Raw genomic sequence first — 11,609 nt, 5'->3', positions numbered from 1 at the left:
CGTTACTGTTTTTCAACTGCCATGGTTACTTTTTCGCCGTTGATGCTCCACTCTTTTTCGTAACCCTTCGTGGTGTTGTATACAATGTCGTCTGCCAGTACTTCCGAGCGGATCTCTTCTGTGTGGGCTTTCAGGATACTCTCGATCTTTTCATTGCCCATCGCGTAAATGACGATTCTGTCCGTGACCTCAAAACCGGCTTCCTTTCGCATGGTCTGGATCTTGCTGACAAGCTCTCTGACGAAGCCCTCCTCAATCAGCTCCGGCGTGAGCGTCGTATCCAGAACAACCGTGATATCGCCGTCCTGCTCCGTCTCATAGCCCTCTGTCTGAGCTGTCTCGATAAGCAAGTCGTCCTCTAATAATACAACAGACTGCCCGTTAATGTCAAGATGAAGTGCGCCCTCCTGCTTTAATTCCGCCATCGCCGCACGTCCGTCCAGACCACCCAGCGCCTGGCGGATGCCGCCGAGCAGCTTGCCGTATTTCGGTCCAACGGTCTTGAGCTGCGGCTTGAAATTGTAAGAAACATAGCTTCCCGCATCCTCTGTAAAAGTGACGTTCTTGGTATTCAGCTCGTCGCGGATGATTTCCGTAAAGTAGGAATCCAGCTCCTTCGGCGCCTTCACCATCATATTTGCGATCGGCTGACGGTTCTTGATGTTTGCCGCGTTTCTTGCCGCGCGTCCCATCACGACGATCTTCAGGACCTCGTCCATATTTGCTTCCAGCTCTTTGTCGATATGCGCCTCGTCCACGGTCGGGAAATCGCACAGATGCACGCTCTCCGGAGCGCTCTTGTCGATGCTGCATACCAGATTACGGTAGATATCCTCGGTCATAAACGGGATCATCGGAGCCGCCGCCTTCGCCACGTTCACCAGCGCGGTGTACAGCGTCATGTAAGCGTTGATCTTGTCCTGCTCCATGCCCTTCGCCCAGAAGCGCTCGCGGCTGCGGCGCACGTACCAGTTGCTCATGTCGTCCACAAACTCCTGCAGCGCTCTCGCCGTCTCCGGGATGCGGTAATTCGCAAGATTATCGTCCACCGTTTTGATCATGGTGTTCATCTTCGACAGTAGCCATTTATCCATAACCGGCAGCTTATCGTATTCCAGCGTATATTGCGTCGCGTCAAAATTGTCAATGTTCGCATACAGCACGAAGAACGCATAGGTGTTCCAGAGGGTTCCCATAAACTTGCGCTGTCCCTCCTGCACGGCTTTTCCATGGAAACGGTTCGGCAGCCACGGCGCGCTGTTAATATAGAAATACCAGCGGATCGCATCTGCGCCGTAGGTTTCCAGCGCCTCAAACGGGTCGACGGCATTTCCCTTGGATTTGCTCATCTTCTGTCCGTTCTCATCCTGCACATGTCCGAGCACGATGACGTTCTCATACGCCGCCTTGTTGAAGAGCAGCGTCGACTCCGCCAGCAGGGAGTAGAACCATCCACGTGTCTGGTCGACTGCCTCGGAGATAAACTGCGCCGGGAACTGCTGTTCAAACACTTCTTTATTTTCAAACGGATAGTGATGCTGCGCAAACGGCATCGCACCGGAATCGAACCAGCAGTCGATTACCTCCGGCACGCGGTGCATCGTCCCGCCGCACTCCGGGCAGGTGATCGTGATCTCGTCGATATACGGGCGGTGCAGCTCGACGGTCTTTGCCGCCTCATTGCCGCTCATCTCAAACAGCTCCTGACGGCTGCCGATAGAATGCTGGCATCCGCACTCGCACTCCCAGATATTCAGCGGCGTGCCCCAGTAACGGTTTCTGGAAATGCCCCAGTCCTGCACGTTCTCCAGCCATGCGCCAAAGCGTCCGCTGCCGATCCCCTCCGGGATCCAGTTGATCGTCTTGTTGTTGCGGATCAGATCGTCTTTTACCGCAGTCATTTTGATGAACCAGGATTCACGCGCGTAGTAGATCAGCGGCGTGTCGCATCGCCAGCAGTGCGGATATTCATGCTCAAATTTCGGCGCGTCAAAAAGAAGTCCTCTTGCGTCGAGGTCTTTTAATACCTCCGGGTCCGCTTTTTTTACAAACAGACCTGCAAACGGTGTTTCCTCGGTCATTTCACCCTTGCCGTTTACCATCTGTACAAACGGCAGATCGTACAGACGTCCCACCCTGGAGTCGTCCTCACCGAAAGCCGGAGCGATATGAACCACGCCGGTACCGTCCGTCAGTGTAACATACGTATCACAGGTTACAAAATGTGCCTTTTTATGCTGTTTTTTCGCCAGAATATCCGCGCATTCATAGAGCGGCTCATATTCCTTGTATTCCAGATCTTTTCCGGTATAAGTTTCCAGTACTTCATAAGCCGTCGTCTCTTCGCTGCCAAGCTTTCCAAGCACAGTATCCAGCAGTGCCTCCGCCATATAGTATACGCGGTCGTCAGCTGCCTTTACTTTTACGTAGGATTCATTCGGGTTTACACAGAGTGCCACATTGGACGGCAGCGTCCACGGCGTCGTGGTCCATGCCAGAATGTAGGCGTCCTCGTCCTTCACCTTAAAGCGGACAACCGCGGAGCGTTCCTTAACGGTCTTATAGCCCTGCGCCACCTCCTGCGCAGACAGCGGGGTGCCGCAGCGCGGGCAGTACGGCACGATCTTAAAGCCCTTGTACAGAAGTCCCTTATCCCAGATCTGCTTCAGCGCCCACCATTCGGATTCGATGTAGTCGTCGTGATATGTGACATACGGATGCTCCATATCCGCCCAGAAACCAACGGTGCCGGAGAAATCCTCCCACATACCCTTATATTTCCAGACGCTTTCCTTACATTTGTCGATAAACGGCACCAGACCGTACTCCTCGATCTGCTCCTTTCCGTCAAGACCGAGCTGCCTTTCCACCTCCAGCTCGACCGGCAGACCGTGCGTATCCCAGCCTGCTTTTCGCGGAACCATGTAACCCTTCATGGTACGGTAACGCGGGATCATATCCTTGATAACACGCGTCAGCACATGACCAATGTGCGGCTTTCCGTTCGCCGTGGGCGGTCCGTCGTAAAAGGTATACGTCGGCCCTTCCTTGCGGTTTTCCATACTTTTTTCGAAGATGTGGTTCTCTTTCCAGAATTTTTCCACATCCTTCTCGCGCTCCACAAAATTTAAGTTTGTTGAGACTTTGTCGTACATAATTGCTCTCCTTCCTTTCCCGTCATACATCTGCAAAACGAGCGCATCCATCTGCGCGGCAGGTCTACGTTTCTTCGGTCGCTCGCGAGAAAATAAAACCCCCGTCCGTAAAAGGACGAGGGTCTCGCTATACCACCTGTTACAACATACTACTATATGTGTTCCCTTTAACGGCGGAAAACCGTCGGAATCTACTTGCGCCGCCGGCGCTTTCGACCCCGCTGCTCAGAAGCGATCTTCCATCTGTGTTACTTGCGCCGGGCTTACACCCTCCCCGGCTCGCTGTGGCGTTCGCGGCAGATGTACTGTCTTCGTCGTAGCATGTAAAATATTCGCAACTATAATACCGTAAGAATCCTTTAAAGTCAAGAGGTCTGTCGCTCTTTTATGTATTCTTCCAGAAAATCGATCGTCTTTTCGATGCCAAGCCTGCTGCTGTTGATGGAAAAATCGTAGTTTCTGGAATCGCCCCACTTGCCCGCACAGTGATAATTATGATAGCGCTTGCGATACCAGTCCGCCTTTTTCATCTTCTGCCGCGCAGCATCTCTTCCCAGATGATACCGCTCCATGACGCGCTTCGTCTTGCACTCCTCGTCTCCCAGGACGAAAATGGAGACCAGTCCCGGAAACGATTTCAGCTTCGTCTCCGCGCAGCGCCCGACAACCACAAAAGATTTTCCCTCCCCGGCAAGCTTCTGTAAATATTCGAACTGCATGTCCGCCACATGGTCCTCCATAGAGGTAGAATGTCCGCGCACCTTTCTGGAAAACAGTTTGATTTTGTGCTTCTCATCGTACATTTTCAGGCTTTGCCCGTCTACATTTTTGCCCTCTGCGATCTCATCCAGAAGATTGTGGTCGTAAAGCGGCAGCCCGAAGCGCTCTGCGAGCGCCTCGGCGATCACATGTCCGCCGCTGCCAAACTCACGCCCCACAGAAATAATTAATTGTTCACCCATAAGCTTCTTCCCCCTGTTGTCTTAACTCTCCCCGCGGACGTCTTTGTCCCGAAAATCTCTGGATTCCGGAAACAAAAACGGCGCCGCGAGGCGCCGTTTCCTGGCTTGTCCGTCGCGGCTCTCCCGCTACGGCTCGTTCTTTTGTATTATATCACATTTCTTCTATAATTGCAGCTTTGTTCGAATAAATTTTTCCAGCATATCGGCTGTTTTTTCCAGACCAAGACGGCTGCTGTTGACAGACAGGTCATAATTTCTGGAATCGCCCCACTGTCCCGTGCAGAAATAATTGTGATAATACTTCCGCTCCCAGTCCTCTTTTTTACACATCTGCAGCGCTTCCTTCTCGGAAAGCCCGTATTTTTCCATGACGCGCTTTACCTTGCACTGCTTATCGCCCAGAACGAAGATCGTCACCAGACCGGGATTTCCTTTTAAAATTTCCTCCGCGCAGCGCCCGACAACCACAAAGGATCTTCCCTCCTGCGCCATCTGCCGCAGATAATCAAACTGCATCTGCGCCACGTGCTCCTGGATGGAGTTGGAATGACCGCGCACGGTCCGCGAAAACAGCCGCGATTTCGGCTTTTCGTCGTATTTCTTCAGTTCCTCGTGCGCAATGTCCTTTTCCTCCGCAATGTGCTCCAGAAGATTGTAGTCATAAAGCGGCAGCGCAAACCTGCGCGCCAGATCCTCGGCGATCACATGACCGCCGCTGCCAAATTCACGTCCAACGGAAATGATCAATTGTTTATCCATGCTCTTCACCTCCTAAAAATAACGCAGATAAATGCATGCCATCGAAATCAGCACCACAAGGATCGTGGCGGGCGCCATATACCGGCAATATTTGCCCCATCCGATCATGTGACCGTTTTTCGCTGCCACAGAGATGCCGACTACATTTGCGGAAGCTCCGATCGGTGTCGCACTGCCTCCGATATCGGTTCCGATCGCCAGCGTCCACGCCAGCACCGGAAGAGCCACGCCCTGCGACGCCGCCAGACTCTTGATGATCGGGATCATGGTCGCCGCAAACGGGATATTATCCACAAACGCGCTGGCAATCGCGGAGATCCACAGTACGATCGCGATCATCAGCATCGCGTTGCCCTCGCTGATATCGGCAATAAATCCGGCGATTACTTCCAGAATGCCCGTCTGCTCCAGACCGCCAACTACCACGAACAGTCCGATGAAGAACAACAGCGTTTTATAATCCACCTTTTTGATCAGCACGATCGCATCTCTTCCCGCCGCGATCAGCGTGACGATGCCGATCACCGTGCCGATAGTAGAAACGGTCAGCCCCGTCTGCGCATGCGTTACCAGCAGAACCACCGTAACCGCGAAAATAATGCAGCTAATGGTAAAATCCTTTTTGTTTTCAATCGCATCCTTCGGATTCAGAGAAGCCGCCTGCACCGCTGCCTGCCCGCCGCTCAGCTCCTTGTGGAAGCATATGTAAAAATAAATGATAACAAATACCAGGCAGATCAGTGCGATCAGACCGGTGTTTGTCACAAAATCACCAAAGGTATATCCAAGAGACGTACCGATAATGATGTTAGGCGGATCTCCGCACATGGTTGCCGATCCACCCAGGTTCGCGCAGAACACCTCCGCTAAGATCACCGGAACCGGATTAAACTCCAGAAGCCGCGCAAGCTCCACCGTAACCGCCGCAAGGAACAGAATTACCGTGATGCTGTCGATAAACATTGCCAGCACAAACGACATCATCATAAAGGTGACGAAGATGCGCACCGCTTTATATTTTACAAGTCTTGCAATGCACAGGCAGAGCCAGCGGAAAAAGCCCGCTCTTCCCATTCCCTCCACCATCACCATCATACCGGCGATGAAGAAGATCGTCTCCCAGTTGATGCCTGCCGAGCTCTCGGAAGCCTCGCCCGCCGAGTACCAGAAGCCCGGCGTGAAAATACTGCCAACATTCAGCGTATCGATCACCGCCGAACCGCTGTGCATGCAGAAGCCGAATACCAGGATCAGCATCAGCAGCCCGCATCCCAGGGACGCCAGATGACGTTCAATCTTTTCGGATACGATCAGCGCAAACATTGCAATAAAAATTACAACAGCTACAATCTGTGCTACCATAAATTTTTCCTCCTCAGTTGATTTCTTTTATGAAAACGTTCCCGTTCTCCTTTCCGAAAACACTGAGGTTATTCTTTTTTCCGTCCTGCCGGTGCGCATAGCAGACAGCAATGCTCCTTCCGGAATTTTTCTGCATATGCTCGGCACAGTGCCGCTCAAACAGCGTCAGCGCACAGCCCGGATATTCCTGTACCAGATCCAGGATATCCCTGCTCTCTATGAGCTTTCGACTGCGTGCCGCCCGCTGTACACAGGCATCGGGCATCTCGTTTCCCATCTGCTCCTCTGTGCAGATTCCCCAGTCAACCAGCATACGCTCTTCCCGGCGGATATGCTGACGGCATATCTCCTCCTCCATGCATGTATTTGAAAAATCAGCGTTTACTCCTTCCATGTACATGCCGGATAACGTCAGGATCAGCACAAGCAGACGGCACACCCATTTTCTTACTACCAGACTTTTCATAAACACACCTCTCTTCCGCTATTATAATCATTTTTTTTTAAAATGCAATTCTTTTTTTTGAAAGGTGTTTTTATGTGTCCGGCAAAAAATATCTATTTCAATTCCAGACGCACCTTATCCAGGTATCCTGGCAACCCGCCCGGATATTGCTCCTGAAGCGCCTCTGCCGACGGTTCCTCCCCGACTTCAGAAACCTCTATCGGGTAACGTCTGCACAGCTCTATATCAAAATAAGACGCTGTATCCACTGCCGGTGTGCCGCAATCCATATCGAGCACCAGCATCCCGGTTTCCTCATCATAATCGACCGCATCAAATTCCAGCCAGTTTTCCTGTTCGTCTGTCAGGCAGAGAAAATAGTTGATTTCCGTGTACTGATCATCGCCCTCACCGCAGAAGGTCCGCGGATCACCCTCCATCTGCACACGGATACGCGCCGAGGCATCCGTGTAGGTCATATCCTGCACATGGAATATAAGATCCTCCGTTTTGAGCGTCCGGTTGATCGAAAGCGTCGCAGTCTGCTCCATAATGCTTTCCTTAGTCGTCTCAAATGCAAATGTAAAATCAGCAAGCCCGTCAACCGTTCCGTCCTCCTGAGACTGCACAAAACGAATCATCAGAGTGACATCATTGATTTCCTGGGGGATCGCCCCCTCCTCGTAAGGCGCAAGCAATACATACTGCCCCTCTTCCCCCGTCTCATAATTTTTCAGCATCAGTGTATCGACATATTCTCCATTTATGTAAATCGCACCGTAGTACAGCCACGGATGTCCCGTCACGATTCCATCCTCCCACGAGACCTCCACGGCCGCCCTGATATTGCTGGCATCGATCAATACCTCCTTCAGGGTCATGCTGACGCCGTCCTTCGTCTGCGTTTCATCAACCACTTCCGTGTACTGCCGCAGATCGTTGTCATTTCCCATCCATTCTGCAAGCCGGGTGGTAAAGCTGCTGATCGCCTCCGCCACTTGTTTGTGAAAAACACCGCCAAGTCCTGCCGCCGCTATCAGCAGCATACATGCCGCGCGTATCCCTGCCCGCCGGAAATACGGTCTTTTTTTCTGTTCCCAATCCTTTCCCGCTGCGTCAACAAAAACATCGTCCGCGCACTGCAGCGCTTCCAGTAATTCAAAATGCTTCTGACTCATAGTGTTCTCCTTTCTTCCCTGAAATCCATTTCTCCGCCTGCAGGCGCTTGTACAGCTTCTTTCTGCTCCGATACAGGCTCGCCTTGATCCCGTTCACTGTCCTGCCGTGGCGCGCCGCGATCTCCTTTTCCCGATCCAGATACCAATATCGCCTCAGGAAAATATCCCGGTCCGCCTCCGGCAGACTGCGCAGAAAATTGTTGATCACATGCGTCAGCTCTCTTGCGGTAATCTCCTCCTCCAGCGGATCCGAGAGCAGGCTGTTCAGTACACCGGTTTCCTGCTCAATATGTACCAGATGCAGATCCGCCCTCTTTGCTGCGTATTTCTTCCGCAGACAGTCGATCGCAAAGCCCCGCGTGATCCTGCCCACAAACGCAGGCAGGTTCGCCGGGCGCTTCGGCGGCATATACGACCACGCCGCCAGCCAGGTGTCATTTACACACTCCTCCGCATCCTCGATACTGCCCACAAAATTCAGGGCGATCCTGTGGCAATAGGCGTGATACTTCGCACTCAGCTCCTTAATCGCATTTTCATCCCTGCAAAAGAAAAGATCAATAATCTCAATATCCTCCATACCGTCCTCCTTTCGTGCTTCTATAATAATATTCGTAAAATCGTGGGAAAAGTGTCACAAAAACTTGTATCTGATAAAAAAATATGTTATAGTCAAATAGAAAAGAACAACCGCCCACAGGGTGGGTTGACCTTTAGCAGAATAAATAAAAGCAGAAAATCCCACTCCATCCGCTCGGTCAAAGTTTAGGGGTGGTTTTTTCTGCCCAGGTACATTACTTTAAATTTAAAAAAATAAATGTCAGCAACGCCAAAATGAACATTCCAAACGCCATGAGATCCTGGAAATCAAAATTACGATTGTTCATCCGCATCACCTCCATCCTATGTAGAATGAAGGTCAACCCACCCCGCAACACAGTTGTCTTTTTTATCATATCACATTTCCGTTTATTATTCAATTATATTATTTGTCACGCATCAAATTATATGTGAATCTGTAAATTGAATTTTCTTTGGGATTGCACTTTTTGTCAAAATTCGATATACTATTATTTATATCTAAAATAATATCCCGAGGTGATAACATGAGTCGTTTTTTTAACATGGACAATGGATTTTTCCAGGTTTTATCCCGGATTGCAGATTTGATGATTTTAAATATTATTTTTCTGATAACCTGCATCCCCATCGTTACGATCGGTGCCGCCTGGACAGCTCTCTATTACGTAACGCTGAAGATGATCCGCAATGAAGAATCTTACATTGTGCGCAGTTACTTTAAGTCGTTCAAAGAAAATTTCAAGCAGTCCACTATCATGTGGCTGATCGCCCTCGTGCTGCTTGTCCTGCTTTTCTTTGATTACCGCATTGTAAATGTGATGGACGGAACCATCAGACAGGCAATGCTGATCGGTCTGACAGTCGTGGCGCTGTTTCTGGCAATGATATTGACATACCTGTTCCCGCTGCAGTCGAAGTTTTACAATACTATCAAAAATACCACCAAAAATGCACTTCTGATGTCCATCCGCCATCTGCCGCAGACGGTCATCATGCTGGTGATCACGGTCGCAGCCGTGCTTATTACATTCTTCAACAACTGGACGATCTCCTATGGACTTCTGTTCTGGATTTTATTGGGATTCGCCACCATCGCCCTGGCAAACTCCTGGTTCCTGGTGCGCATTTTTGATAAGTATATTCCGAAGGATGAAGAGGAAGAGACGCCTGCCCCGGACGAAGAATTCACGGTGCCGACTATGGAAGAAAAAATTGCGGAATTCCGTGCGGCGGACAATGCCGCGGAAGAGCTTTCGGAAACACCGACGGATAACGATAACGATGGTGTTTCTGATGACGACCAGTAATTTCCCGAAAACCTTTCTTGCTGCCAAAGATTAACGGGAGCTTTAATCGCAAAGTCCGTTTACAGCTCCCGTATCCTCTCAATAATATCCATATACTCCCCGCAGTATTTCTGATAAACCGGTTCCACCGCCGCGCGGAAGCGCTCTTTTTCTTCATCCGAGATCTCGATCACAACCGTGCCGTTTTTCACTGCCTTTTCCTGCGACTGCTTTTCCTGCAGCTTCCACAGCCTGCGTTCCAGACGGGCGGATTCCTTGGCGCACTCCAGAATAATCTCCTGATCCTCCTCTGAAAGCTTCTCCCACGTGTGTGCAGACACAAGCTGCATCTCCGGCACGCGCGTGTGCTCATCCACAGTATAATACTTTGCCACCTCGTCGTGGTTCATCGCCTTGTAGGACGGCCAGTTGTTTTCCGCTCCGTCGACCTCGCCCAGCTGAATGCTCGAATACACCTCGCTGTAGGCAATCTGAACAGCGGTGGCACCGAGTGCCTCCACCATATCCGCCATCATATCCGATTCCTGCACGCGGATCGTCATTCCCTGCAGATCCTCCAGGCATGTGATCTGTTTTTGCGACGTATAGAAATTGCGCACGCCCGCATCGTACCAGCTAAGCCCTACCAGACCGACCTCACCCGCCTTCTCCAGGAAATAGTCGCCGATCTCACCGCTGAGCACCTCCCACATATGTGTGGAATCCCGATAGAGGTACGGCATCTGCAGCGCATTCATCTCCGGGATAAGCTCTGCAAGCTGCGAGAGCGAGATCCTGGCAAAATCAATCCCACCATACTTCATCTGCCGCAGGACCTCTTTCTCCGCGCCAAGCTCCGCCTCCGGCTGCACGATGACCTTGATCCTGCCGTTTGTCTGCCTCTCCACCAGCTCCGCGAACCGGTAAGCTCCCAGTGTCGTCGGATAGTCCGCCGTCTGGTTTTCTGCATAATTCAGCACATATTCCGGAACCGTTTCGCCCGTCCTGCCGATCTGCCACAGAACCGTCCCCATCAGAACACACAAAAACACTGCTCCGCCGATCAGCCACCCTTTTCTTCTGCTCATACCTTTTCACTCTCTTCTATCGCATAATTGCGGTACTCGCTCGGCGTCATCCCCGTCGTTCGCTTAAAGACTCTGGTAAAGTAATTAGAATCGTGGAAACCCACCCGCGTGCCGATTTCTTTTATATTTACCGCAAGGTCCGGCAGCATCTTCTTTGCAAGCTCCACACGAAGCTCCGTGAGGTATACTGTAAAATTCTTATCAAAACACTGCTTGAAGATTTTGGAAAAATACGCATCGGAATATCCCATAGCGCCCGCGATATCCTGCAGGGCGATATCCTCCATATAATGCTGCTTCAGATAATCGCCAATCGCTACCGCCACCGCGCGCATCCGTGCATTGTCAGTGTTTTTCTCCTCCTCCGCGCTCTCCATATGACGATTTTCCTTCCGCACAAGCGTCTTCTTCTGTGCCTTTTCCTCCAGCCGGATCGCCTCCTCCAGAACAGCGATCAGCTCCTCATCAGAACCGGGCTTCAACAGATAATCAAGCGCACGCACCGAAAATGCCTTTTTCGCATAGCTGAATTCATCATAAGCTGTCAGAAAAATAATGCTGCTCACGTTATCCTTTTCCCTGATCTTCGCCGCCGCTTCCAGACCGCTCATGCCGGGCATATTAATGTCAAGGATCGCGATGCTGCACCCTTCCGAAAAAAAGCGCCGCACAGCCTCCTCCCCGTTCTCCGCCTGCACTGCCTCAAGCTGCCCGTCAAAATTTTTCTGGATCTTCTTGGTCACTACCATTCGCTCAATCGGTTCGTCGTCCGCAACCAGTACCCGAAGCATC

At 51.2% G+C, this 11,609-nt stretch carries 10 protein-coding genes; 1 reads left to right on the top strand and 9 read right to left on the bottom strand.

Annotation, left to right across the window (positions count from 1 at the left end; translation table 11 throughout):
• Positions 1-2: 2 nt before the first annotated feature.
• From ileS to ACLU9Q_RS05160, 7 genes are all read right to left on the bottom strand, one after another.
• A complete protein-coding gene (gene ileS / locus ACLU9Q_RS05190) occupies positions 3-3,155 on the bottom strand; it encodes an isoleucine--tRNA ligase (RefSeq protein ID WP_298512465.1) in 3,153 nt (1,050 codons plus the stop codon).
• 365 nt (positions 3,156-3,520) lie between these two features.
• On the bottom strand, positions 3,521-4,117 hold the full coding sequence (locus ACLU9Q_RS05185; RefSeq protein ID WP_298512468.1) for an AAA family ATPase: 597 nt from the start codon (positions 4,115-4,117) through the stop codon (positions 3,521-3,523).
• Positions 4,118-4,279: 162 nt separating this feature from the next.
• On the bottom strand, positions 4,280-4,876 hold the full coding sequence (locus tag ACLU9Q_RS05180) for an AAA family ATPase (RefSeq protein WP_298515705.1): 597 nt from the start codon (positions 4,874-4,876) through the stop codon (positions 4,280-4,282).
• A gap of 12 nt (positions 4,877-4,888) precedes the next feature.
• The gene (locus ACLU9Q_RS05175; protein ID WP_298515708.1) at positions 4,889-6,238 is read right to left on the bottom strand and encodes an SLC13 family permease; all 1,350 of its coding nucleotides are present in this window, start codon (positions 6,236-6,238) and stop codon (positions 4,889-4,891) included.
• 13 nt (positions 6,239-6,251) lie between these two features.
• Positions 6,252-6,704, bottom strand: a complete 453-nt coding sequence (locus ACLU9Q_RS05170; protein WP_296841371.1) for a hypothetical protein — start codon at positions 6,702-6,704, stop codon at positions 6,252-6,254.
• 92 nt (positions 6,705-6,796) lie between these two features.
• A complete protein-coding gene (locus tag ACLU9Q_RS05165) occupies positions 6,797-7,861 on the bottom strand; it encodes a DUF4179 domain-containing protein (RefSeq protein WP_296908327.1) in 1,065 nt (354 codons plus the stop codon).
• Positions 7,842-8,441, bottom strand: a complete 600-nt coding sequence (locus ACLU9Q_RS05160) for an RNA polymerase sigma factor (protein WP_296835161.1) — start codon at positions 8,439-8,441, stop codon at positions 7,842-7,844. Before ACLU9Q_RS05160 ends, ACLU9Q_RS05165 begins: the two co-directional genes overlap by 20 nt.
• 526 nt (positions 8,442-8,967) lie before the next feature.
• Here ACLU9Q_RS05160 and ACLU9Q_RS05155 point away from each other — a divergent pair.
• Complete coding sequence (locus tag ACLU9Q_RS05155; protein WP_296835163.1) at positions 8,968-9,750, top strand: YesL family protein; 783 nt, start codon at positions 8,968-8,970, stop codon at positions 9,748-9,750.
• Between the two features lie 59 nt (positions 9,751-9,809).
• On the opposite strand, the gene ACLU9Q_RS05150 is transcribed toward ACLU9Q_RS05155, so the two are convergent.
• On the bottom strand, positions 9,810-10,763 hold the full coding sequence (locus ACLU9Q_RS05150; protein ID WP_412624715.1) for a TRAP transporter substrate-binding protein: 954 nt from the start codon (positions 10,761-10,763) through the stop codon (positions 9,810-9,812).
• A 50-nt stretch (positions 10,764-10,813) separates the two neighbouring features.
• Positions 10,814-11,608 carry a response regulator transcription factor gene (locus ACLU9Q_RS05145; RefSeq protein WP_296835167.1) on the bottom strand — a complete coding sequence of 265 codons (795 nt, stop codon included), beginning with the start codon at positions 11,606-11,608 and terminating at the stop codon, positions 10,814-10,816.
• Position 11,609 lies beyond the last annotated feature (1 nt).

This window comes from Marvinbryantia sp. (assembly GCF_047017445.1).
In the GTDB taxonomy this organism is placed as follows: Bacteria; Bacillota; Clostridia; order Lachnospirales; family Lachnospiraceae; genus Marvinbryantia.
Note: the sequence above shows the minus strand (reverse complement) of the source record. Positions and strands in the feature narration are given on the sequence as shown.

Coding starts and splice junctions, on each gene's coding strand:
- ileS (WP_298512465.1), bottom strand. CDS start 3,155: ATGTACGACAAAGTCTCAACAAACTTAAATTTTGTGGAGCGCGAGAAG.
- ACLU9Q_RS05185 (WP_298512468.1), bottom strand. CDS start 4,117: ATGGGTGAACAATTAATTATTTCTGTGGGGCGTGAGTTTGGCAGCGGC.
- ACLU9Q_RS05180 (WP_298515705.1), bottom strand. CDS start 4,876: ATGGATAAACAATTGATCATTTCCGTTGGACGTGAATTTGGCAGCGGC.
- ACLU9Q_RS05175 (WP_298515708.1), bottom strand. CDS start 6,238: ATGGTAGCACAGATTGTAGCTGTTGTAATTTTTATTGCAATGTTTGCG.
- ACLU9Q_RS05170 (WP_296841371.1), bottom strand. CDS start 6,704: ATGAAAAGTCTGGTAGTAAGAAAATGGGTGTGCCGTCTGCTTGTGCTG.
- ACLU9Q_RS05165 (WP_296908327.1), bottom strand. CDS start 7,861: ATGAGTCAGAAGCATTTTGAATTACTGGAAGCGCTGCAGTGCGCGGAC.
- ACLU9Q_RS05160 (WP_296835161.1), bottom strand. CDS start 8,441: ATGGAGGATATTGAGATTATTGATCTTTTCTTTTGCAGGGATGAAAAT.
- ACLU9Q_RS05155 (WP_296835163.1), top strand. CDS start 8,968: ATGAGTCGTTTTTTTAACATGGACAATGGATTTTTCCAGGTTTTATCC.
- ACLU9Q_RS05150 (WP_412624715.1), bottom strand. CDS start 10,763: ATGGGGACGGTTCTGTGGCAGATCGGCAGGACGGGCGAAACGGTTCCG.
- ACLU9Q_RS05145 (WP_296835167.1), bottom strand. CDS start 11,608: ATGCTTCGGGTACTGGTTGCGGACGACGAACCGATTGAGCGAATGGTA.